Annotated in this window: 19 protein-coding genes; 9 read left to right on the forward strand and 10 right to left on the reverse strand. The window is 65.9% G+C overall.

Annotation, left to right across the window (positions count from 1 at the left end; genetic code table 11):
- Positions 1 to 52: 52 nt before the first annotated feature.
- Entirely contained in the window at positions 53 to 1669 is a 1617-nt protein-coding gene (locus ACFQ00_RS05360) for an N-acyl-D-amino-acid deacylase family protein (RefSeq protein ID WP_381487273.1), read from the forward strand.
- Between the two features lie 42 nt (positions 1670 to 1711).
- On the forward strand, positions 1712 to 2443 hold the full coding sequence (ubiG, locus tag ACFQ00_RS05365; RefSeq protein WP_381487276.1) for a bifunctional 2-polyprenyl-6-hydroxyphenol methylase/3-demethylubiquinol 3-O-methyltransferase UbiG: 732 nt from the start codon (positions 1712 to 1714) through the stop codon (positions 2441 to 2443).
- A gap of 314 nt (positions 2444 to 2757) precedes the next feature.
- Here ubiG and ACFQ00_RS05370 read toward each other — a convergent pair whose 3' ends face one another.
- From ACFQ00_RS05370 to ACFQ00_RS05380, 3 genes are read right to left on the reverse strand one after another with little or no spacing between them, the layout of a single operon-like run.
- Positions 2758 to 3555 (reverse strand): LytR/AlgR family response regulator transcription factor, encoded by a 798-nt coding sequence (locus tag ACFQ00_RS05370; protein WP_381487279.1) that lies wholly within the window; start codon positions 3553 to 3555, stop codon positions 2758 to 2760.
- Positions 3555 to 4655 carry a sensor histidine kinase gene (locus tag ACFQ00_RS05375; RefSeq protein ID WP_381487871.1) on the reverse strand — a complete coding sequence of 367 codons (1101 nt, stop codon included), beginning with the start codon at positions 4653 to 4655 and terminating at the stop codon, positions 3555 to 3557. The genes ACFQ00_RS05370 and ACFQ00_RS05375 overlap by 1 nt, the downstream gene beginning before the upstream one ends.
- Positions 4656 to 4715: 60 nt before the next feature.
- Positions 4716 to 5033 (reverse strand): 2Fe-2S iron-sulfur cluster-binding protein, encoded by a 318-nt coding sequence (locus ACFQ00_RS05380; protein WP_374594197.1) that lies wholly within the window; start codon positions 5031 to 5033, stop codon positions 4716 to 4718.
- Positions 5034 to 5115: 82 nt separating this feature from the next.
- On the opposite strand from ACFQ00_RS05380, the gene ACFQ00_RS05385 reads away from it, so the two are divergent.
- Entirely contained in the window at positions 5116 to 5733 is a 618-nt protein-coding gene (locus ACFQ00_RS05385) for a DNA-3-methyladenine glycosylase family protein (RefSeq protein ID WP_381487283.1), read from the forward strand.
- Positions 5734 to 5736: 3 nt separating this feature from the next.
- Entirely contained in the window at positions 5737 to 6069 is a 333-nt protein-coding gene (locus ACFQ00_RS05390) for a YnfA family protein (protein ID WP_381487286.1), read from the forward strand.
- Between the two features lie 4 nt (positions 6070 to 6073).
- Here the strand turns inward: ACFQ00_RS05390 and pdeM are convergent, their stop codons facing one another.
- The 3 genes from pdeM to ACFQ00_RS05405 are packed head-to-tail and all read right to left on the reverse strand — an operon-like array spanning position 6074 to position 10169.
- Entirely contained in the window at positions 6074 to 6730 is a 657-nt protein-coding gene (gene pdeM, locus ACFQ00_RS05395; RefSeq protein WP_381487289.1) for a ligase-associated DNA damage response endonuclease PdeM, read from the reverse strand.
- Positions 6731 to 6772: 42 nt separating this feature from the next.
- A complete protein-coding gene (locus ACFQ00_RS05400; protein WP_381487292.1) occupies positions 6773 to 7708 on the reverse strand; it encodes a retropepsin-like aspartic protease in 936 nt (311 codons plus the stop codon).
- 43 nt (positions 7709 to 7751) lie between these two features.
- Positions 7752 to 10169, reverse strand: coding sequence for a ligase-associated DNA damage response DEXH box helicase (locus tag ACFQ00_RS05405; protein WP_381487295.1), 2418 nt, complete (start codon positions 10167 to 10169; stop codon positions 7752 to 7754).
- Positions 10170 to 10221: 52 nt separating this feature from the next.
- Here ACFQ00_RS05405 and ACFQ00_RS05410 point away from each other — a divergent pair, with 52 nt between their 5' ends.
- The gene (locus tag ACFQ00_RS05410) at positions 10222 to 10842 is read left to right on the forward strand and encodes a DUF2306 domain-containing protein (protein ID WP_381487298.1); all 621 of its coding nucleotides are present in this window, start codon (positions 10222 to 10224) and stop codon (positions 10840 to 10842) included.
- Positions 10843 to 10880: 38 nt separating this feature from the next.
- Positions 10881 to 11414: a DUF2239 family protein gene (locus ACFQ00_RS05415; protein WP_381487301.1), complete on the forward strand. Its 534-nt coding sequence runs from the start codon at positions 10881 to 10883 to the stop codon at positions 11412 to 11414.
- A gap of 6 nt (positions 11415 to 11420) precedes the next feature.
- On the opposite strand, the gene ACFQ00_RS05420 is transcribed toward ACFQ00_RS05415, so the two are convergent.
- From ACFQ00_RS05420 to ACFQ00_RS05435, 4 genes are all read right to left on the reverse strand, one after another.
- Positions 11421 to 12464, reverse strand: a complete 1044-nt coding sequence (locus tag ACFQ00_RS05420; RefSeq protein ID WP_381487304.1) for an aspartate-semialdehyde dehydrogenase — start codon at positions 12462 to 12464, stop codon at positions 11421 to 11423.
- 216 nt (positions 12465 to 12680) lie between these two features.
- The gene (locus ACFQ00_RS05425; protein WP_381487307.1) at positions 12681 to 13247 is read right to left on the reverse strand and encodes an LOG family protein; all 567 of its coding nucleotides are present in this window, start codon (positions 13245 to 13247) and stop codon (positions 12681 to 12683) included.
- Positions 13248 to 13267: 20 nt separating this feature from the next.
- Positions 13268 to 13993 carry a dienelactone hydrolase family protein gene (locus tag ACFQ00_RS05430; RefSeq protein ID WP_381487309.1) on the reverse strand — a complete coding sequence of 242 codons (726 nt, stop codon included), beginning with the start codon at positions 13991 to 13993 and terminating at the stop codon, positions 13268 to 13270.
- Positions 13990 to 16737 (reverse strand): M16 family metallopeptidase, encoded by a 2748-nt coding sequence (locus ACFQ00_RS05435; RefSeq protein ID WP_381487312.1) that lies wholly within the window; start codon positions 16735 to 16737, stop codon positions 13990 to 13992. The genes ACFQ00_RS05430 and ACFQ00_RS05435 overlap by 4 nt, the downstream gene beginning before the upstream one ends.
- 187 nt (positions 16738 to 16924) lie before the next feature.
- On the opposite strand from ACFQ00_RS05435, the gene ACFQ00_RS05440 reads away from it, so the two are divergent.
- Genes ACFQ00_RS05440 through ptsP form a run of 3 tightly spaced genes read left to right on the forward strand, consistent with a single transcriptional unit; the run spans position 16925 to position 21467 of the window.
- On the forward strand, positions 16925 to 18169 hold the full coding sequence (locus tag ACFQ00_RS05440; RefSeq protein ID WP_381487315.1) for an aspartate kinase: 1245 nt from the start codon (positions 16925 to 16927) through the stop codon (positions 18167 to 18169).
- Between the two features lie 29 nt (positions 18170 to 18198).
- Positions 18199 to 19191: an NAD(P)H-dependent flavin oxidoreductase gene (locus ACFQ00_RS05445; RefSeq protein ID WP_381487873.1), complete on the forward strand. Its 993-nt coding sequence runs from the start codon at positions 18199 to 18201 to the stop codon at positions 19189 to 19191.
- A complete protein-coding gene (gene ptsP / locus ACFQ00_RS05450; RefSeq protein ID WP_381487318.1) occupies positions 19188 to 21467 on the forward strand; it encodes a phosphoenolpyruvate--protein phosphotransferase in 2280 nt (759 codons plus the stop codon). Before ACFQ00_RS05445 ends, ptsP begins: the two co-directional genes overlap by 4 nt.
- Positions 21468 to 21546: the final 79 nt, after the last annotated feature.

Consider the following 21546-nt stretch of genomic DNA (forward strand, 5'->3'; position numbering starts at 1 on the left):
TTGTCGGCGCCGAACGGGAAGGGTGAACATGGTTGAGGGAAATGGGGCGGCCATGGCCGCACGTGCGGCGCTCGCGGTGATGCTGCTGTCGGGCGCGGCCTCGGCGCAGCCGGCGGTGGACTATGATATCGTGATCCGCGGCGGCCGGGTTCTCGACGGTGCAGGGAACCCGTGGGTGAATGCCGATGTGGCGATCAAGGACGGCCGTGTCGCTGCGGTCGGTACGATCAAGGCAAAGGGCAAGCGTGAGATCGACACGCGCGGGCGATACGTTTCGCCGGGCTTCATCGACATGATGGACCAGTCCGGGCGCGTGCTGCCGGTGAATGGCACGGCGGAGAACAAGCTGCGGCAGGGCGTTACCACGGTGATCTCGGGCGAGGGCGGTACGCCGGTCGATGCGGCCGAGATTCCGGCCTGGTTTTCGAAGCTGGAAACGCAGGGCATTGGGGTCAACTTCGGCAGTTACTACGCGACCTCGCAGGCGCGCGAGAAGGTGATGGGCGATGTCGCCGGCGCGCCCACGAAGGCGCAGATGGAGGCGATGAAAAAGGAAGTCGCCGCGGCGATGAAGGCGGGTGTGTTCGGCGTGACCAGCGCGCTCATCTATCCGCCGAGCAGCTTCCAGACGACGGCCGACCTCATCGAACTCGCCAAGGTGGCGGGCCAGTGCAATGGCTTCTACGCCACGCACATGCGCGACGAGAGCGCGAAGCTCGTGCCTGCCATCGAGGAGGCCATCGAGATCGGCGAGAAGGGCGGCGTGAAGGTGGAAATCTACCACCTGAAAAACGCCTACGCGCCGGCGTGGGGCACGGGCATGGCGAAGGCGGTGGCGGCCGTCGAGGCGGCGCGGGCGCGCGGGGTCGATGTCGCGGCCGACCTCTATCCCTATCCGGCGGGCGGTACCGGCGTCGAAATCACCGTGCCGAACTGGGTGTGGGCGGACGGGGTCGAGAAGGGCCTCGAACGCCTGAAAGACCCAGCGATCCGCAAGAAACTGAAAGAGCAGCTCGCAGCAGGCTCGATGGAGGGCTGGTCGAACCTCGTGGAGGCTTCGGGCGGCTGGGAGCGTGTCGTTCTCGCCAATGCGCACAGCGAGAAGTACGCGCAGTTCCACGGCAAGAACTTCGTCGAGATCGGCAAGGCGCTCGGTCTCGATCCCGCCGACGCGGCGTGGGACATCGTGCTGAATGCCTATCCCAACCGTTCGATGGCGCTCTATTTCATGATCGACGAGAAGGACATCGAGACGGCGCTGCGTCAGCCGTGGACGAGCATCGGCAGCGATGCGGGTGCGGCGATGAAGGCCGGCGAGATCGACGACCTCGGCTTGCCGCACCCGCGCTCCTACGGCACGTTTCCGCGCGTGATCGCCGAATATGTGAAGCGCCGACAGGTGCTGACGCTGGAGGACGCGGTCCGCAAGATGACCGGCTGGCCCGCGCAGCGCATGGGTCTCAGCGACCGCGGCCTCGTCCGGCAGGGGATGCGCGCGGATGTCGTCGTTTTCGATTACGAGACGCTCGACGACGTGGCGGGCTGGACCAACCCGGTCGATTATCCGAAGGGCATCGAGACCGTCATCGTCAATGGCCGCGTCGCGCTCGACAAGGGCAAGCTCGAAGATACACGCGCAGGCGCCGTCCTCAGGCATCCCTGCAGCTAGTCGCATCTTGCGGCGCGGGCGTCGGCGCGCGAGAGTGGTTTTATGACCACGACCACGATCGACCCCGCGCAGGCCCGGCTTTTCGACAGCATCGCCCATGAATGGTGGGATGCGCACGGATCATCCGCGCCGCTTCACAAGGTGAACCCGGTGCGCCTCGCGTTCGTGCGTGAGCAGGCGCTGGCGCACTTCGGACGCGATTCGCGGGATCGGGCGTGGCTTGCGGGGCTGGACGTGCTCGACATCGGCTGCGGCGGCGGCATCCTTGCTGAACCGCTCGCCCGGCTCGGTGGGCGCGTGACGGCGATCGACGCGGCGGCAGAGGCGATTGCCGTGGCGAAGGCGCACGCGGCCGAGTCCGGCCTCGAAATCGACTATCGCCAGTCCTCCGTGGAGGCGCTGGTGGAGGCGGGCCGGCGCTTCGATCTCATCACCTGCATGGAGGTGGTCGAGCATGTCGCGGACGTGCCGGTCTTTCTGCGGGGCATCGCCAGCCTGTTGAAGCCAGCCGGTCTCCTCGTCTTCTCGACGCCGAACCGCACGGCACACTCCTACGGCACGCTCATCGTCGGCGCCGAATGGGTGCTGCGCTTCATCCCGCGCGGCACGCACGACTGGAACAAGTTCCTGACGCCCGAGGAACTGACCACTGCGCTGGAGAGCACCGGACTCAGGGTTACGGAAACGCGCGGCATCGGCTTCCGCCCGTCGCGCGGCTTCGAACTCTCGGATGACCGCCGCATCAACTACATCGGTGCGGCGGTCCACGCCTGACCGGCGGTCTTGCCGAATAGGGATATGTGTGCGGTAACGCGCGGAATTCCGGCCCTTCCGCGCCCGAATTCCAGCCGAAGTTGATGAAGTTGACACATGCTCGCGCGCGATCGCGTACGCGGGGGCACACGCGCGCGGCCGCACGTGCGCGCGATCACCGTGATCGGTCGCGTGCTCCGGGATTGTTCTCGGTTCTCGCACGGGCGGATTCCAAGAGGCGAACATGGGTCGCGGTTCGCGGAGAGCCTTTCATGCGAAACCCTATTTGGGAAGGGGCGGGATGACGGACGTCCGTCATCCCGAGCAGCCGTGTGTTACAAAAACCGTGCCACCACGTCGCGGTAGCTGCGGCTGACCTTCACTTCGGCGCCGGAGCCGAGCTTCAGGAAGCATTCGCCGTTGGTGTGCGGCTTCACCTGCTTCACCTGATCGAGATTGACGATCGTCGAACGGTGCACGCGCTTGAAAATGCGCGGGTCGAGCCGCTTTTCGAGGTCTTTCATCGTTTCGCGCAGGATCAGCGTGTTGTCGCCGGTGTAGATGCACATGTAGTCGCCCGCAGCATCGATCCGTTCGATGCTTTCCACGTCGACGCGGAAGATCTGGCCGCGATCCTTGATGTTGATCATCCGCTCGAAGCGGGAGGCCGCATGGGCCTCGGGCGCGGGCTTGATGTCGGCGGCGGCGTTGGGGGCGACTTCTTCAAGAAGCTCGCGCAGCCGGTCCTTCTCGGCCCCGGCGTTCTTTTCCGCGAGCCGCTGACGCACGCGCTCCATCGTCGCTGCAAGGCGCGCCTCGTCCACGGGCTTCATCAGGTAATCGACCGCGTGGGCATCGAAGGCCTTGAGCGCGAACTCGTTGTAGGCGGTGACGAACACAACGAGCGGCGGCTCGATGTCGGCGAGGCCGTTCACGACGGAAAAACCGTCGAAACCGGGCATCTGGATGTCGAGAAACACGACATCGGGCTTGTGCGTCTTGATCGCGCGGATGGCCTCGCGGCCATTGGCGCAGCGTTCGATGATCTCGATGTCATCGAAGGCTTCCAGCCGCATCTCAAGACCCTTGATGGCCAAAGGCTCATCATCGACCAATATGGTCCGGATCATCATCAGGCATTCTCCTTGAGCCGGGCGTTCGCTGGCTCGAACGGGATTTCAATGTTGGCGACGACCCCCTGCGGCACGTTTGATATCATTTCGAACCGCTGGTCGTCGCCATAGGTCTGAAACAGTCTATCGCGAATATTGTTCAATCCGACCCCGGCGGACGGGATGAGTGCCGAGCGTTCTGCGGTGAGACCGGGGCCGTCGTCGCTGATCGAAATGAGCAGCCGATCCCCGGAAACATGCGCTGCAACGACGATTTCCGCACCTTCTTCCTGCGGGGTCACCGCATATTTGATGGCGTTTTCGACAAGCGGCTGAAGGAGGAGCGAGGGCAGGCGGCCCTGCAGCGCGGCCTCCTCGATATCGAAGCGCGTGCGCAGCCGATCCTCGAAGCGCATCCTTTCGATCTCGAAATAAAGCTTCAGCGCCTCGATTTCCTGCGCGAGGCTCACCGTTTCGGTCGGATCGCTGACGAGGCTGTAGCGCAGGAACGAGGACAGGCGCGAGAGCATCGTGTTGGCGCGCTCGGTCTCCTTCAGCAGCACGAGCGTGGAGATGCTGTTCAGCGTGTTGAACAGAAAGTGCGGATTGAGCTGGTAGCGCAGCATCGCAAGCTGCGCTGCGCTCGCCTGACCCGAAAGAATGAGCACGCGTTCCGACTGTTCATCGAGCAGCAGGTAGTAGTTGATGCCGTAGTATAGCCCCGTCCACGCCGCGAGCACGGAGAGGTCGAGCAGGATCGCGCCGAAGAACTGGATGCCTTCGGGCTCGAACGTCGAGTTGTAAAAGCGCGCGTGCGCCCACACCTCGATCACCGAAAAGACGCCGGCGGCAAGCGCGACGAGCGTGAGTGTGAGGCTCCACACGAACACCGCACGCATCCGGATAATCCGCCGGTAAGCGGCAGACATCAGCAGCGTGAGGGAAAAGCCCGTCGCCGTGGCGATCAGCGTCGGCAGGATGTAGGCGATGCCCATCGAGTTCGCGAGCCCGCCGAGTGCGCGCAGCACCAGATAGGCCGACCAGCCGCCGATCTGGAGCATCCAGAAGGCGTGGTTCTTGTCGGCGAAAAAGCCCTGTTTGGGAAGTGGACCGAGTTTCATCACGCAAAGACTGCAACAATCGCCCGCAAAACGCGAGCGTGGAACTCAGGCCCCAAAACCTCAATCCTCTGGTGCAATGATGACCTTGAGGCCGTCGAGCGCGTCGCTCATCTCGATCTGGCAGGAAAGCCGTGAACTGGCCTGCTTGTGGTCAGACGAATCGAGAAGATCGTTCTCGTCCTCGCCGGGCCCGCCCACAGTGTCCGTCCATGCGTCGTCGACGAACACGTGGCAGGTCGCACATGAACAGCAACCGCCGCACAGCGCCAGAAGCTCGTCGAAGCCGTTGTCGCGAATGGCTTCCATCACGGAAAGGCCGTTTTCGGCTTCCACCGTCTTTTCGGACCCGTCGCGCGACACGACAATCAGTTTCGGCATCTCGTTCCCCGTTCCCTCGACCTTTGGATTCGGGGAGCCTAATAGCGGCAAGACGGGCGTTGTCAAAAGGCATGAGCGGCGGATGGGTCTGAGTGCGGAAGCCTTGCGGGAAGGCATCGATGTCATCGCGGCGCGCGACGAACATGTTGCGGCGGCGCTCGGCCGGGCGGGGTATCCGGAGCCACGCATCCGCGGACGGGGCTATGAAACGCTGCTGAGGACCATCGTGGGCCAGCAGGTGAGCGTCGGCGCGGCGAACAGCATCTGGAACAAGCTTGCGGTCGCGATCGGCGACATCGCGGACCCCCGTGCGCTGCTTGCACGCTCTGCAGAAGAGCTGCGCGGGGCGGGCCTCTCGCGGCAGAAAATCGGCTATGCGCAAAGCCTTGCCGGTCTTTCCGCTTCCGGTGAGATCGACTTCGCGAACCTGCCCGCCGATGATGAGGCGGCCATCGCACTCCTCAGCGCCGTGAAGGGCATCGGACGCTGGTCGGCGGAAATCTATCTGCTGTTCGCCGAGGGACGCCCCGACATCTGGCCCGCGGGCGATCTCGCCGTGCAGATCGAGGTGGGGCGTATCAAAGGGCTTGCAGAGCGGCCGAGCGAGCGTGCGACGCGGGAAATCGCCGAGTTGTGGCGGCCGCACCGGGGCGCGGCGGCAGTCTTCATGTGGCACCACTACAAGACCGAAGTGCTTTAGCGGATGCCGGGATTTACCATCGCTGCCTATGTCGGCGCTGCTGTTGCCGAAATCGCGGGATGCTTCGCATTCTGGGCGTGGCTGCGTCTTGGCAAGTCGCCGCTCTGGCTGGTGCCGGGCGTGCTGTCGCTTTGCCTGTTCGCGTGGTTGTTGACGCTCGCTGAAACCGATCAGGCGGGCCGGGCCTACGCGGCCTACGGCGGCATCTACATTCTTTCGGCGCTCGGTTGGCTGTGGGCTGCCGAGGGCGTGCGGCCGGATCGATGGGATGTGATCGGGGTAGGGCTTTGCCTCGTCGGCGCGGCCGTCATCCTGTGGGGACCGCGGACAGCCTAGAGCGTCAAGCGGCGAGCGGGAAACGTAGCAGGCGGTCTTTGGTTGGCACCAGCGCGGTCGCGGGACGTCCGGCGGCGTTCAGGATCGCGGGGTGGTCGGCGGCGAGCCCGCCCGTGAGCGCGCCGAAGGCGGGCAGGATCAGCTTGCGCTCCGACATCACGAAGCAGCGGCGGCTCACCATGCGTCCGCGCCCCTGAACGCGGATTTTCGGGTGAAAATGCCCGCTGATCTCGGGGAGGGGGGATCCGACTTCAGCCTCGTGGCGCAGAACGATGCCGTCCACCTCGACCTCCGGACGGACATGCCCGAGGCCGTCGGCTTTGAGATCGTGGTTGCCGGTGATCCAGACCCAGTCGACACGGCTTTGAAGCGTGGTGAGCAGTTCGAGCGCCTTGGCGCCGAGCCGTCCGGGGCCGTCCGCGTCGTGGAAGCTGTCGCCGAGACACCAGAGCGTCTGTGCGCCGGTGGCAGTGATCAGCGCGTCGAGGTCGGAGAGTGTCTGCAGGCTGTCGTAGGGCGGCAGCATCTGGCCGAAACGTGCGAACCAGCTCGCCTTTTCGAAGTGCAGGTCGGCAACGAGAAGCGCGCGGCGCGCCGGCCACCAGAGCGCGCCCGCGGCGAGCGGCACCATCTCGTGGCCTGCGAACGAAAGGGGAACCATGGCTCCGGCTATGCCCCGACGCGCGGGCGGGATCAAGGGGCGCTATTCGGCGCTTGCAAGCTGCGTGGCGTCCTCGCGGCTGCTGTCGCCCGGCACCACGAAGCGCACCTTTTTCGTCGCGAAGTCCACCGCCACCTGATTGAAAGCGCGGAGCGTATTCATGCCGAGCAGCATCGCCGGGCGCTTGTCGAGCCCGAGCTGACGGAAAACGGGGAGGTCGGCGAAGGCGATCGGCATACCGGTGAGTGTGACGCTGCCGAGGCGCATGTCGTTCACGACGGCGATCTCTGCGGGAACGGAGCCACCCGCGACGTCCTGCAGTGTCGTCGGGATCAGCAGCATCGCTTTGCCGCGCTTCACCGCCGCTTTGCGCATGGCGAGGTTGCCGACGCTGTGCTCGGCGCCCGTATCGATCACCACCGCGATCTTGCGCTCTCCGACGGCCGCGTCGGCCAGGATCAGGCGGCCGAGGCGGCTGCGCGCGCGGATCACGATGGTATCGCCCTCGTCGGCGTTCAGCTCGGGCGCCTTCGAGGCGGGCGTCACCATGATCTTCTGCTGCGCGAAATCGATAAGGATCGCTTTCGATTGCAGGCTGTCGATGCCGAGCAGCCCCTCTGCGCCGAGATTGCCGCGCTTGAGGAGCGGTGCCTGCACATTGCGAACGGGCGTGCTCGTCACCGAGAGCGATGGCACTGTCACGGTCTGGAAGCGCTGGGCACCGCTGATGCTGTGCACCTCGGCAGTGCCTGTGCGCCCGAGGCCGAGCGTGTTTGCCAGCTCTTCGGAGAGCACGGTGCGTTCGGCGCCTGTATCCACGACGAAATTGAACGGCCCTTGCCCGTCGATGCTGACCGGCACGGTCATGCGCTGTGACTTGTCGGCGCCGAAATCGACGGCTTCGTTCGCGGCAGGCGGCGGCGAGACCGGTTCTGTGGTTCCGGCGACAAGCAGAACGGCGATTGCCCAGGCGTTCATAACGCGATCTCCCCGGCGGCGATTCTACGCCATATCGGGGCGTTCAACAACGAGGCTCGTCGACGTGCATCGCCTCCTGGGCGAGGGCTTCCGCCTCGATGAGCAGCGCCTCGTCGGCAAGACCCTGCGCGACGCTTTCGCGGCCGATCATCACCAACACAGGTACAGCAAGCGGCGATACGCGGCTGAGCCGCTTGTGGACGATGCTGCTGGCGGCGCGGTCCAGCAGGTTCGCGAGGCGCGCGACGTCCGTCAGCCGCAGGCGCGCGTCCTCCCACGCGGCACGCAGCAGCATGTGGTCGGGCTCATATTTGCGGAGCACGTCGTAGATGAGATCGGTGGAGAACGTGACCTGACGACCGCTCTTGCGCCTGCCCGGATGCTGGCGCTCGATGAGGCCGCCGATCACCGCGACCTCGCGGAAAGCGCGCTTCAGCAGGTGCGAGGTCTGCACCCATTCGGCAAGCTCGTCTTCGAGGATATCGGGCGAGAACAGCGGGGCGGGGTCTTTGACTTCCTTCAGGCCGTAGACGCCGAGCGCGTAGTCATTCGCCACGAAACCCGTAGGTTGCAGGCCGAGCGTCTCCATGCGGCGGGTGAGCAGCATTCCCAGCGACTGGTGCGCGTTCCAGCCCTCGAAGCTGTAAGCGATCATGTGGTGCAGGCCGTCGTGTGGGAAGGTTTCGATCAGAAGCTCGCCGGGCTTCGGCAGCACGGAACGGATTTGCTGCACCTCCAGCCATTCCGCGACGTCCGCCGGGAAGCGCCGCCATTCCTCCGGTTCGGCGAGGAAGCCGCGCACGCGGTCGGCAAGGTGCGTGGATAGCGGCAGCCGCGCCCCCATGTAGCTCGGGATCATCGCCGCGCGCCGCGTCGCGCTGACGATGAGATCGGTGTCGACGATGCGATCCACCTCCAGCGCGAGGCCTGCGAAGCGGAACGTGTCGCCGGGAGAGAGGGTGGAGGCGAAATACTCCTCGACGCGGCCAAGGCTGCGCCCGTTGGCGAAACGCACATCGAGCATCGGCGCCTCGACGATGATGCCAGCGTTCAGCCGGTGCTGTTTTGCAAGAGTGGGATGGCTGACGCGCCAGCGCCCGTCCGGGTTCTGCGTCAGGCGTTTGTAGCGGTCGTAGGCGCGCAGCGCGTAGCCGCCGTCCGCCACGAAATGCAGCACGCGGTCGAACTCTGCGCGGGTGAGCGCTGCGTAGGGCGCGGCGCGGCGGACCTCGTCGAACATCGTGTCCGCATCGAAGGGTTCGGCGCAGGCGCACGCCATCAGGTGCTGGGCAAGAACGTCGAGCGCGCCGGGGCGCCATGGCTCGGTATCGAGTTCGCCCGCGTCGATGGCATCGAGCGCGGCGCGGGCTTCGAGATATTCGAAGCGGTTGCCGGGCACGACGATCGCTTCGCTCGCCTCGTCGAGCCGGTGATTGGCGCGGCCGATGCGCTGGATAAGCCGCGACGAGCCCTTGGGCGCGCCCATCTGGATGACGAGATCGACATCGCCCCAGTCGACGCCGAGATCGAGGCTCGCGGTGCAGACGAGCGCGCGCAGCCGCCCGTCCGCCATCGCACCCTCCACCTTCTGCCGCGCCTCCTTCGACAGCGATCCGTGGTGCAGGCCGATGGGCAGCGTCGCCTCGTTCACCGCCCAGAGGTCGTTGAACACGAGCTCGGCGAGGCTGCGCGTGTTGCAGAAGACGAGCGTGAGCTTGTGCCGCTCGATCTCGCGATACACTTGTTCGGCGGCGTAGCGCCCCGAATGGCCGGACCACGGGACGCGGCCCTCCGGAGTGAGAATTTCGATCTTGGCCTTCGCGCCTGGCTCGCCCGCGACGAGCGTCACGTTTTCTTCGGGCGCGAGCCAGCGACGATAATCCTCCGGGTCGCCGATGGTCGCGGAAAGGGCCACGCGACGTAGTCCCGGCACGATCGCCTGCAGCCGCGCCATCGCGAGCGCCAGCAGATCGCCGCGCTTGCCGCTGGCGAAGGCATGGACCTCGTCGATTACGATGGTCTTGAGGCCCGCGAACATGCGCGCATTGTCCGGGTAGGAGAGCAGCAGCGACAGCGATTCCGGTGTCGTCAGCAGGATGTGCGGCGGGGCGGCCCGCTGACGTGCCTTCTTGTCTGAGGGGGTGTCGCCGGTGCGTGTCTCGACCCGGATCGGCAGGCCCATCTCCGCGATCGGCGTCAGCAGGTTGCGTTCGACGTCCGCCGCGAGCGCCTTCAGCGGCGAGACATAAAGCGTATGCAGGCCTTCAGAGGGGTTTTGCACGAGATCGGCGAGCGTCGGCAGGAAACCCGCGAGCGTCTTGCCCGCGCCCGTGGCCGCCACCAGCAGCGCGTGCTGCCCAGCCTCGGCCGCCGCGACCATCTCCGCCTGATGCCGCCGCACCCGCCAGCCGCGCGCGTCGAACCACTGTGTGACAATTGGGGGAAGCATGTCGCGGATCATGTCGTGCGTCCGGGGAATATGCTAGCTACTGCACGCGACAAGGGGGGAAGCCATGCCATCGGTTCTACGCCTGCCCGGCATCCTGATGGGGCTCGCGGTGCTGACATCCGCAATCATCCTGTGGGTGGTTGCATTGCCGCTTCTGAATGGTGCGCGCTTTGCTCAGCACGCGCAGCATGTTCCGTTGGTCTACGCACATGCCGCAGGTGGGGTCGTGATGATCCTTGCCGGTACCGCGAACATCTACATTGGCTGGACGCGCCGCGGTTTCGGGTGGCACCGCCGCATCGGGCGGGTCTATTTCCTTGGCGGCGTGCTGGGTGCTGGAACGGCGCTCGCGCTCTCCATCGCCGCGTATCACGAGCCGCGGAGTGTCGGCGCCGCTACGGGGACGCTTGCCGCCGTCTGGCTGCTTGTCGCGGCCATGGGCTGGCGCGCGGCGCGGAATGGCCGCATCGAAAGCCATCGCCAGTGGATGATCCGCAGCTACGTGCTGACATGGACCTTCGTGGGATGCCGGATCGTCACGCAGTTTCCCGGCTTCCCTGTTTTTTCCGCGCTCGGCGAAGAGGCGATCTCGGCCGCGATCTGGGTGAACTGGGTCGTGCCGCTGGTGGTTTGCGAGGTCGCGCTGCAGTGGCGCGCAGGCAGTGCGAAGAATTTACCCGGGTAATATTGACGAAATATTTTTACCCGGGTAAATCGCTGCGCATGGAACAGGAAAATTTCACGGCGTTTCGGGGCGACAGCAGGTGCGTCTCCGGGCCGCTTGCGGATGTGGCGCTCGCCCTGAAACGGGGCGGTTCAAACAATGTGCTCATCTTCAACGACAGGACCGGCACCGAGATCGACCTCGATCTGCGCGGCACGGAAGCGGAGGTCGCCGCGCGCTATGCATTGCCGCCCGTCGCGCCCGGTCGCCCTAAGCTCGGCGTCGTCGCGAAGGAGGTGACGCTGCTGCCGCGTCACTGGGACTGGCTGAAAACGCAGCGGGGCGGGGCATCGGCGACGTTGCGCCGCCTTGTCGAGGATGCAGCGCGGGACAGCCGCAGCGCCTCGAAGGCGGCGGCGGAAGCTGCCTATCGTTTCATGTCTGCGATGGCGGGCAACCGGGAGAACTTCGAGGAGGCAGCGCGGGCATTGTTCGCAGCGGATGGCGCACGCTTCGCCGAACTCACCGAAAACTGGCCGGAGGACGTGCGTGCCCATGCAAGGCAGCTCGCCGCTCCGGCCCTTATCGATTGAGTGCGATCAGCGCGCCTGTTCGAGGAGGACTTCGGCGACCTGCACGGCGTTGAGCGCCGCGCCCTTGCGGAGATTGTCGCCGACCACGAACAGGGCGAGGCCGTGAGCAACGGTCGGGTCGCTGCGCACACGGCCGACGAACACAGGATCCTTGCCCGTGGCTTCGAGCGGGTTCGGTACCGCCGTGACGACCACGCCGGGCGCCGCTTCGAGCAGCTTCAGCGCGTCGGCGACAGCGATCGGCCGTTCGAACTCGGCGTTCAATGAGAGTGCGTGGCCGCTGAACACGGGAACGCGTACGCAGGTACCGGAGACGGTGAGGTCCGGAAGGCCGAGGATCTTGCGGCTTTCGTCGCGGAGCTTCGTTTCTTCCTCGGTGTAGCCGTCTTCGCCGAGCACGTAGTTGAGCGGCACGACGTTGAAGCCGATCGGCACCGCCCACTTGCGCGGCTGGCCCAGATCGACGGCGCCGCCATCGCGCGCCAGCGCGTCGCTGCCCGCCGCGCCCGCGACGATCTGTTCGTGGAGTTCCTCGACGCCCGCCATGCCGCCGCCGGAGACCGCCTGATAGGTGCTGGCGATGAGGCGCTTCAGGCCCGCGGCTTCGTGCAGCGGCTTCAGCACGGGCATCGCGGCCATCGTGGTGCAATTGGGGTTGGCGACGATGCCCTTCGGGATGTCGCGCAGCGCTTCGGGGTTCACCTCCGCGACGACGAGCGGCACGTCGGGATCGCTGCGCCATGCCGAGCTGTTGTCGATGACGACCGCGCCTGCGGCCGCTGCTTTTGGCGCGAGTGCGCGTGAGGTCGATCCGCCTGCGGAGAAGAAGACGATGTCGAGGCCTGCGAAATCCGCGGTTTCGGCGTCTTCAACCACCACGTCGGTGCCGCGGAAGGGCATCGCTTTTCCGGCCGACCGCGCAGACGCGAACAGGCGGAGCGTACCGAGCGGGAAATCGCGCTCTGCAAGGATTTCGAGCATCATGCCGCCGACGAGGCCGGTGGCGCCGACGATGCCGACGTTGGGTCGGGCGGGAAGGGATCTGGTCATGTGAACTGCGTCTCCTGTTATGTGCGGAGGCGCGGGGAGTTTGGCTTTGGAAGGTTCCAGGCCGCCCCGCGCTCGGCGGGGCTCTGTCCTGCTTGCTTGACCGGTTAAACCGTCAGCACACGCAGAACCGCCCCGCGAGCGCGGGTCGGCTTGGTGCTAATCGTTTTAATCGTCATGGACATCGCGGCGGCCGATAGCAGCCTCGAATGGTCTCGTCTAGCTCTGTTCGAGGCCGATCCATTTCTCGACGACAGGGCGCTGCCAAGCCTCCAGCGCATCGATGAGAGCATCCGGCGTTTCCGCGACGGCGAGCATCCCCCGGTGCTGCGGGCGCACGAATTTCTCGGCGGCCATGTGGTCGAGGAAACCGGCAAGCTGGTCGTAATAGCCAGCGACGTTGAGGAGGCCGCAGGGCTTCTCGAAGATGCCGAGCTGGCTCCATGTCCACACCTCGAACAGCTCCTCGAGCGTGCCGACGCCGCCGGGAAGCGCTGCGAAGGCATCGGCGCGGCCGGCCATCTCGGCCTTGCGCTCGTGCATCGAGTCGGTGATGACCAGCTCGGTGAGGCTGTGGTGCGCGACCTCGTGGTCGACAAGCGCCTGCGGGATGATACCGACGGCTTCACCGCCCGCCGCGAGCACGGCATCGGCAAGCACGCCCATCAGGCCGATCGACGCGCCGCCGTAAACGAGGCGGATGCCGCGCGCGGCCATCGCCGTGCCGAGCGCGTGCGCGGCCTCCGCATAATCGGTGCGCGCCCCCCGGCTGGAGCCGAGGAACACGCAAAGGCTGGAGATCCGCCTCAGGCGAAGATCTCCTCAAAGAACAGCAGCGTCGCCTGCCATGAGCGGCGGTCGGCGATCTCGTTGTACTGTGCGCCGCCTTCGCGATTGTTCATGCCCTTCGCGGTGAAGGCGTGCACGGTGTCGCCGTAGGCGTTGAGCTGCCACTGCGCACCGGCATCGGTCAATTCCTTGGCAAGCGCCAGCACGTCCTGCGGCGGGGCGAGCGGATCTTCCCAGCCGTGGTGGACCTGCACCTTGGTGTGGATCGGCGCCTGCGGGCCGAGGTTCGGCTGCGGATAGATGCCGTGGAACGATACGGCGCCCACCACTTCGGTGGTGCCGGTGCGCGCGACATCAAGTGCACAAAGACCGCCGAAGCAGAAGCCGATGATGGCGATGCGCGAAGGGTCCACGAGCGGATGCGCCTTGGCGAAGGCGACAGCCGCCATCAGCCGGTCGCGAAGCAGCGCGCGGTCGGCCATCAGCGGGGCGATAAGCGCGCCGTTGTCCTGTCCCGGCGTGCCGCGCACGCCCTTGCCATAGGTATCGATGGCGATGCCGACATAGCCCGCTTCCGCTAGTTGTTCGGCGCGGCTGCGTTCGTGATCGATCTGCCCCGCCCACTGGTGGGCTACCAGCACCGCCGGTCGCTTCTCCGTGCCGCCTGTGTGCGCAACGAAGGCCTCGAATGTGGTCTTGCCGTCAGAATAGTCCGCGTAACCTGTCTCGATTTTGCTCATCATTTCACCTCGATCGGTAGCCCAAGGGTTTTCAGTTGCGGTTCCACTTGCTGCCGGTCGCCGACGACGACCCACAGCAGCTTGTTCACATCGATATTCGCTTTCGCCGCGGCGACAAGCTGCTCGCGGGAGAGCGCGTTCAGCTTCGCGGCGTAAGTCACCTGGTAATCGTCCGGCCGTTTCAGGCGGGCGTTCGTCTCCAGCGCATCGAGCACCGCAGCGGAGGATTCGTAGGCGCCCGGCAGGCGGCCGGTAAGGAACGCCAGCGTCGATTTCACTTCGTCCGGCGTGATCGGCTTGTCGGTGACATAGGCGGTGATGTCCTTACGGAGTTCGGCGAGCGATGCGCCGGTCTTGTCGGCCTGCACGGGCGCGAAGACGTAGAAGGGCATCTGTTCGCTCGTCTGCGAGATCGCGGTCGAGACGCCATAGGACCACCCCTTGTCCTCGCGCAGGTTCATGTTGAGCCGCGAGGTGAACACGCCGCCGAGCGGGGTGTTCACGGTGGTGAGGGCGAGGTTGTCGTCCGTGCCTCTGCGCGCCAGCGGGTATCCGGCGAGGATGAACGACTGCGGCGAGCCCGGGCGGTCGATCAGGATGATCTTGCTTGCGGCAGGCGCGTTCGCTGCCGTGAACGTCTTGGCGCCCTTCGGCGTCGAAGGAGCCGCCCACGTGCCGACGGTCTTTTCGAGGAGCGGCATCAGCGCGGCGAGCGTCGTCGCGCCCGAAGCGAAGATGGTGGCGTTGTCGGGGCGCATCCACGTCTGGTGGAAGCTGACGAGATCGCCGCGCGTCACCGCCTTGACGCCCTCCACCGTGCCGGAGCCGGTGAGCGGTACGCCGTAGGGGTGCGCCGTGCCGTAGATGAGCGGCGGCAGCAGGCGCAGCGCGAGCGTCTGAGGCTGGCTTTCCTCCTGCGCGATGCCTGCAATCTGAATGTTGCGCACGCGTTCAAGCTCGGCAGGGTCGAACTTCGGGTTGCGGATGATGTCCGCCCACAGGTCGAGCGAGGGGGCGAGGTTGGTGGAAAGCGCCGAGAGCGAGACCTCGGTGGTGTCGTTGCCCGCATCCGCGCCGATATTGGCGCCGAGGCGCTCTTCTTCTTCGGCGATCTGGATCGCGGTGCGCTTCGCGGTGCCCTCGTCGAGCAGCGACAGCATCAGCGACTGCGTGCCGAGCTTTTCGCGCGAATCCGCGGCATTCCCCGCGTCGAACACCATGGAGAGGTTCACGACCGGCACGGTGTCGCGCCTGGCGAACACGACCTCGATACCGTTCGAAAGCTTCGCGCGCTCGGCGGTGGGGAACTCGAGCGCAGGCGCGCCGTCCACCGGCGGCAGTTTCGATCGGTCGATGCCCTTGCCGGCGACCTGCTGCAGGCTGCCGTACGGATAGACGGTGAGCTGGTAGTCACCCTTGGCAATCCACCGGTCCGCAGCCGCTTTCACGCTGGCGGGCGTCGCGTTCACGTAGGCGGAGAGGTCTTTCTTGAACTGCTGCGGATCGCCCGAATAAAGCTCGCCCTCCGCGAGCGTCACCGCCTTGCCGCCGAAGCCGCCGACGGCTTCGAGGCCGCGAATGGTGCCGGAAACCGCGCGCATGGCAACGCGGCCGACCTCGTCCTTGGTGGGGCCCTTCGCGAGGAAGTCGGCGAGAAGCTGGTCGAGGCGCGCGTTCACCGTGTCCGGATCCACACCCGGCTTCACGTCCACCTCCATCTGGAGCAGGCTGACCGCTTCGAACGGTTGCAGATATGCCGACACACCGATGGCGAGCTGCTTGTCGCGGACGAGATCTTTGTAAAGTCGCGAGCTTCCGCCGCCGCCGAGCGTCGCCGCGGCGATGGAGAGGTTCTGCGCGTCCTTGTCGTTGAGGCCGGGCACCGCCCAAACACGGTAGATGCGCGTGTTGGAGACCTGGTCCTCCATCGTTTCGCGCACCGTCTCGCTGCGTTCCGGCACCCATGCCCGCAGGCGGCGCTCCACGGCGGGCCCGGCGGGAAGGTCGCCGAAATACTTCTCGACAAGCGGTTTTGCAGTCGCGGCGTCGATATCGCCTGCCAGCACGAGCACGGCGTTGTTGGGGCCGTACCATGTGCGGAACCACGTCTTCACGTCGTCGAGCGAGGCCGCGCTCAGGTCCGCCATCGAGCCGATTGTCGAGTGGCGATAGGGGTGGCCTTCGGGGAACAGGCCTTCGAGTATGCGGTACTCGGTCTTGCCGTAGGGCTGGTTGTCGCCCTGCCGCTTCTCGTTCTGCACGACGCCGATCTGGTTCGTCAGCTTGGTCTGGTCGATGGCGCCCAGCAGGTGCCCCATGCGGTCGGATTCGAGAAACAGGATGCGTTCGAGTCCGGGGGTGGGCACGTTCTGGAAGTAATTCGTGCGGTCGAACCACGTCGTGCCGTTGTAGCTCGTCGCGCCCATCTCCTGCAGCGCAACGAACCAGTCGTTGTTGTAGTTCTCGCTGCCGTTGAACATCAGGTGTTCGAAGAGGTGCGCGAAGCCGGTCTTGCCCGCAGGCTCGTCCTTGGAGCCGACATGATACCAGATGCTCGTCGCGATGATCGGCGCCTTGCGGTCGGTATGGACGATGACGCGCAGGCCATTGGGCAGCGTGAAGCGCTCGTAGGGGATATCGACGGCGGAAACGAGTGCGGGATCGGGGCCCGCGCTCTTCGGGGCGGCGAGGGCCGGCACGGCCACCAGCGCGAGGGCGATGGCGGTGCCGAGGAAGCGTGATTTCATGGTGCAGCAAAGCTCCGGATACGGCCGAACGGCGGTCATACCCGAACGCATAAGCCGTTGGCGCGAGCGCGGCAAGCCGAGGCGCTTGCACTCGGGCAAGGCGGCTTCTATCAAGGCGCCGCTTTCGTACCGGCCGGTTCCGGCCGGGTTGTTTTCGTGAACGTGAAGAAGGAACAGGCGCCAGACCATGGCCCGGATCGTGATGAAATTCGGCGGTACGTCGATGGCGGGTATCGAGCGTATCCGTAACGTCGCCCAGCGCGTGAAGCGTGAGGTGGATGCCGGCAATGAAGTCGCCGTCGTCGTCTCCGCCATGGCGGGCGAGACGGACCGTCTTGTCGGCTTCTGTCGCGAAGCCGCCGCGCTGCACGATCCGGCGGAATACGACGTTGTCGTCGCCTCGGGCGAGCAGGTGACGTCGGGGCTTCTCGCCATCACGCTGCAGGCGATCGGCGTGCCCGCGCGCAGCTGGCTCGGCTGGCAGCTTCCCATCCGCACGTCGGACGCGCACTCGACGGCGCGCATCGGCGATATCGATACTAGCGCCGTCCTCGCCGACATGGCGAAGGGCCGCGTTGCGGTCGTTCCGGGTTTTCAGGGCGTCACCGACGACGGCCGCGTCACCACGCTCGGCCGCGGCGGCTCGGATACCAGCGCGGTCGCGGTTGCGGCGGCGCTGAAAGCGGATCGCTGCGATATCTATACGGATGTGGATGGTGTTTACACCACCGATCCGCGTATCGTGCCGAAAGCGAAGAAGCTTCAGTCGGTCACGTTCGAGGAGATGCTCGAGCTCGCAAGCGTCGGCGCGAAGGTGCTGCAGACCCGTTCGGTCGAGCTTGCGATGAAGGAAAAGGTCAAGGTGCAGGTGCTGTCGTCGTTCACCGACGCGCCCGGCACGTTCGTAGTCGACGAGGAAGAAGGCGTGGAACAGGAACTCATCACCGGCATCGCGTACAACCGCAACGAGGCGCAGGTCACGGTGACGCGCGTGCCCGACACGCCCGGCGTCGTCTCGCGCATCTTCGAACCGCTCTCCGCCGCGAACATCAATGTCGACATGATCGTGCAGAACGTTGCGCGCGAAAGCGGCCATACCGACGTCACCTTCACCGTGCCGCGCACCGAGCTGGCCCGCGCCATGGATGAGCTGGCGAAGGCGAAGGACTCGATCGGCTACGGCGAGCTGGAAGCCGTCGACAACGTCTGCAAGGTCTCCGTCGTCGGCGTCGGCATGAAGAGCCATGCGGGCGTCGCGCTCACCATGTTCAAGGCACTCGGCGACCGCGGCATCAACATCAAGGCGATCACCACGTCCGAGATCAAGATTTCGGTGCTCATCGCCGAGGAATACACCGAGCTTGCGGTGCGCGTGCTCCACACCGCTTACGGCCTGGACGATACGTCCGAGCCTGCCGGGGCCGCTGCGTGAGCGGCGGCCGTGATCGCCTTGATGCGCTGATGGCGCGCGGCTGTGCCTTCCTCGGCACACGCTATGCGATCATGGCCGGTGCGATGACCTGGGTTTCCGAGCGAAATCTCGTTTCCGCAATCTCGAACGCGGGCGGTTTCGGCATGATCGCGTGCGGCGCGATGGATCCGGCGCGGCTGCGCGAGGAGATCGTGGCGACGCGCGCGCTGACTTCGAAGCCGTTCGGCGTCAATCTCATCACGATGCACCCGGCGCTGCTGGAACTCATCCAGGTCTGCGCCGAGGAAAAGGTCGGCCATATCGCGCTTGCGGGCGGAATTCCGTCCGGCCCGGCGATCGAGGCGGTGAAGGCTGCGGGCGCGAAGCTCATCTGTTTCGCCCCGGCGCTCGCCTTCGCGAAGAAGCTGGTGCGCTCGGGTGTCGATGCGCTCGTCATCGAAGGCACCGAGGCGGGCGGCCATATCGGCCCGGTTTCCACGACCGTGCTTGCGCAGGAAATCCTGCCCAACATTACCGACGTGCCGGTGTTCATCGCGGGCGGTATCGGCCACGGCGAAGCGATCGCGGCATTCCTTGAAATGGGCGCGGCGGGTGTGCAGCTCGGCACGCGCTTTGTCTGCGCCACCGAAAGCGTCGCGCATCCGAAGTTCAAGCAGGCGTTCATCCGCGCTGCGGCGCGAGACGCCGTGGCGAGTGTGCAAATCGATCCGCGCCTGCCGGTGATCCCCGTGCGTGCGCTCAAGAACAATGGAACCGAGGCGTTCACCGCCAAGCAGCGCGAGGTCGCCGGGCTTCTCGACGCCGGTACGGTCGATATGAACGCGGCGCAGCTCCAGATCGAGCATTACTGGGCGGGCGCGCTGCGCCGCGCTGTGGTAGACGGCGATATCGAGAACGGCTCGATGATGGCCGGCCAGTCGGTTGGCATGGTGAAGCGCGAGGAGCCTGTGCAGGCGATCATCGACGAACTGGTCAGCGAAGCGGCGGCGGCGCTCACCCGCCGCGGCGTTCAGGCTGCATGAACGCCGAGAGGAACGTCTCGGCAACCAGCGCCGCGCGTGAGATTCTGCGGCGGCTTCACGATGTCATGGCTACCAAGGCGGGCGCGCAGGCGAAGCTGAACCGCGTCGTCGATATCGTCGCGGGTGCGCTCTCGTCCGAAGTGTGCTCAGTCTACCTGCTGCGCGACGGCGTGCTCGAACTCTTCGCGACGCGCGGCCTTGCCCAGTCCGCCGTGCACGTCACGCGGCTTGCCGTGGGTGAAGGCCTTGTCGGCACGATCGCGAAGACGCGCGAAGCGCTTAATCTCGCTGAAGCGAAGGCGCACCCGGATTTCGCGTACAAGCCGGAAACGGGCGAAGAGAGCTTCCACAGCTTTGCTGGTGTGCCGATCATCCGGCAGGAAACCGCGATCGGTGTGCTCGCCGTGCAGCACGTCGATCCGCGCGAATATGCGGATATCGAGATCGAGGCGCTGCAGACGACCGCGATGGTGCTGGCGGAGCTGATCGCGTCAGCCGGGCTTGTTGATGACCAGACCGTGCAGCAGGCGCGCGAACGCGAAAGCCGGCCGGCGCGCATGACCGGGCTCAAGCTCGTGGAGGGCGTCGGGCGAGGGCAGGCGGTGTTCCACCAGCCGCGCGTCATCGTCGAGCATACGGTCGCCGACGATATCGAAGCCGAACGCGCGCGCGTCTACGCCGCGTTCCAGATGATGCGCGAGCAGATCGACAACATGATGGGCCAGGCAGATTTTGCCGCCCCGGGCGATCACGACGAGATCCTCGAAACCTACAAGATGTTCGCCTACGACGAGGGCTGGTCGCGGCGCATCAACGAGGCGATCGATACCGGCCTTACCGCCGAGGCGGCGATCGAGCGCGTGCAGATGAAGACGCGCACGCGGATGCGCGCCACGAAGGACCCGTTCTTCCAAGAGCGCCTGCACGACCTGGACGATCTCTCGAACCGCCTGCTGCGCATCGTTTCAGGCCAGATGGATACCGCCGCGAAGCGGGGTCTGCAGCAGGACATGATCCTGATCGCCCGCAACCTCGGGCCCGCCGAGCTTCTGGAATACGACAAGCGCTTCCTGCGCGGCGTGGTGCTGGAGGAAGGGTCGCTCACCGCGCACGTCACCATCATTGCGCGCGCGATGGGTATTCCGGTGCTCGGTCGCGTAAAGGATCTGCGCACCACGATCTTCGAAGGCGATCCGCTGCTGCTCGATGCGCAGCGCGGCGCGCTGTTCGTGCGGCCGAGCGAGCCAGTCGTCCACCAGTTCGAGGAGCAGGTCGCGCTGAAGGCGCGGCGGCAGGCCGAATATGCGAAACTTCGCGATCTCCCCGCCGAAACCGTGGACGGTGCGCGCATCACGCTGATGATGAACGCGGGCCTGAGTTCGGATCTCGAAGCTCTCGACATCACGAATGCGGATGGGATCGGCCTGTTCCGCACGGAGTTCCAGTTCCTCGTTTCGGCGACGCTGCCGCGCCGCGAACGGCAGACGCGGCTCTACAAGTCCGTGCTCGATGCGGCGGGCGATCGTCCCGTGACATTCCGCACCGTCGATATCGGCGGCGACAAGGCGGTGCCCTACATGATGGGCGACACCGTGGAGGAAAACCCCGCGCTCGGCTGGCGCGCGCTTCGCCTCGCGCTCGAACGCGAAGGGCTGATGAAGGTGCAGGCGCGCGCGCTCATCGACGCTGCCGCCGGTCGAACGCTGCGACTGATGTTTCCAATGGTTTCGGAGCCGTGGGAGTTCGATGAGGCGCGCGCGCTCGTGGAGGCGCAGCTCTCGCGCATGGTCGCGCGCGGCCATCCCGTGCCGAAGAAGATCGAGTTCGGCTGTATGCTCGAAGTGCCGGCGCTTGCGGAATCGCTCGACCTTTTGTTGCCGCGCCTCGATTTCCTGTCGGTCGGTACGAACGATCTCACGCAGTTCCTGTTCGCGGCGGACCGCGCCAATCCCAAGCTCGCCGATCGCTACGACTGGCTTTCGGTATCGCTGCTGCGCTTCCTGAAGCGCGTATCGGATCAGGCGCGTGCTGCGCGGCGTCCGGTTACGGTGTGCGGCGAGATGGGCGGGCGCCCGCTGGATGCGCTGGCGCTGCTCGGCATCGGCATCGAGCGCCTGTCGATCACGCCGGCGGGGATCGGCCCGATGAAGGCGATGATCCGGTCGCTGGCGCTCGCGCCGCTCCAGCACGAGATGGAGGGCTGGCTGCGCCGGGGTATCAACATCCGCACGGCGCTGACGGAATACGCATCGAGCCGCGGCATCGCCGCTGGCTGAGGCCGCGCCGCGACGAAGCGCGTTGACACTGGCGAAGCTGCGCGCGAACGTGGCAATTGGGCGAGTTGGCGTCTGTTCG

The sequence above is a fragment of the Sphingosinicella xenopeptidilytica genome (assembly GCF_042676985.1).
GTDB lineage: Bacteria > Pseudomonadota > Alphaproteobacteria > Sphingomonadales > Sphingomonadaceae > Sphingosinicella > Sphingosinicella xenopeptidilytica.

Bases quoted from the DNA above. Each gene is read 5' to 3' on its own strand.
- ACFQ00_RS05360 (WP_381487273.1), top strand. From the start codon at position 53: ATGGCCGCACGTGCGGCGCTCGCGGTGATGCTGCTGTCGGGCGCGGCC.
- ubiG (WP_381487276.1), top strand. From the start codon at position 1,712: ATGACCACGACCACGATCGACCCCGCGCAGGCCCGGCTTTTCGACAGC.
- ACFQ00_RS05370 (WP_381487279.1), bottom strand. From the start codon at position 3,555: ATGATGATCCGGACCATATTGGTCGATGATGAGCCTTTGGCCATCAAG.
- ACFQ00_RS05375 (WP_381487871.1), bottom strand. From the start codon at position 4,655: ATGAAACTCGGTCCACTTCCCAAACAGGGCTTTTTCGCCGACAAGAAC.
- ACFQ00_RS05380 (WP_374594197.1), bottom strand. From the start codon at position 5,033: ATGCCGAAACTGATTGTCGTGTCGCGCGACGGGTCCGAAAAGACGGTG.
- ACFQ00_RS05385 (WP_381487283.1), top strand. From the start codon at position 5,116: ATGGGTCTGAGTGCGGAAGCCTTGCGGGAAGGCATCGATGTCATCGCG.
- ACFQ00_RS05390 (WP_381487286.1), top strand. From the start codon at position 5,737: ATGCCGGGATTTACCATCGCTGCCTATGTCGGCGCTGCTGTTGCCGAA.
- pdeM (WP_381487289.1), bottom strand. From the start codon at position 6,730: ATGGTTCCCCTTTCGTTCGCAGGCCACGAGATGGTGCCGCTCGCCGCG.
- ACFQ00_RS05400 (WP_381487292.1), bottom strand. From the start codon at position 7,708: ATGAACGCCTGGGCAATCGCCGTTCTGCTTGTCGCCGGAACCACAGAA.
- ACFQ00_RS05405 (WP_381487295.1), bottom strand. From the start codon at position 10,169: ATGATCCGCGACATGCTTCCCCCAATTGTCACACAGTGGTTCGACGCG.
- ACFQ00_RS05410 (WP_381487298.1), top strand. From the start codon at position 10,222: ATGCCATCGGTTCTACGCCTGCCCGGCATCCTGATGGGGCTCGCGGTG.
- ACFQ00_RS05415 (WP_381487301.1), top strand. From the start codon at position 10,881: ATGGAACAGGAAAATTTCACGGCGTTTCGGGGCGACAGCAGGTGCGTC.
- ACFQ00_RS05420 (WP_381487304.1), bottom strand. From the start codon at position 12,464: ATGACCAGATCCCTTCCCGCCCGACCCAACGTCGGCATCGTCGGCGCC.
- ACFQ00_RS05430 (WP_381487309.1), bottom strand. From the start codon at position 13,993: ATGATGAGCAAAATCGAGACAGGTTACGCGGACTATTCTGACGGCAAG.
- ACFQ00_RS05435 (WP_381487312.1), bottom strand. From the start codon at position 16,737: ATGAAATCACGCTTCCTCGGCACCGCCATCGCCCTCGCGCTGGTGGCC.
- ACFQ00_RS05440 (WP_381487315.1), top strand. From the start codon at position 16,925: ATGGCCCGGATCGTGATGAAATTCGGCGGTACGTCGATGGCGGGTATC.
- ACFQ00_RS05445 (WP_381487873.1), top strand. From the start codon at position 18,199: ATGGCGCGCGGCTGTGCCTTCCTCGGCACACGCTATGCGATCATGGCC.
- ptsP (WP_381487318.1), top strand. From the start codon at position 19,188: ATGAACGCCGAGAGGAACGTCTCGGCAACCAGCGCCGCGCGTGAGATT.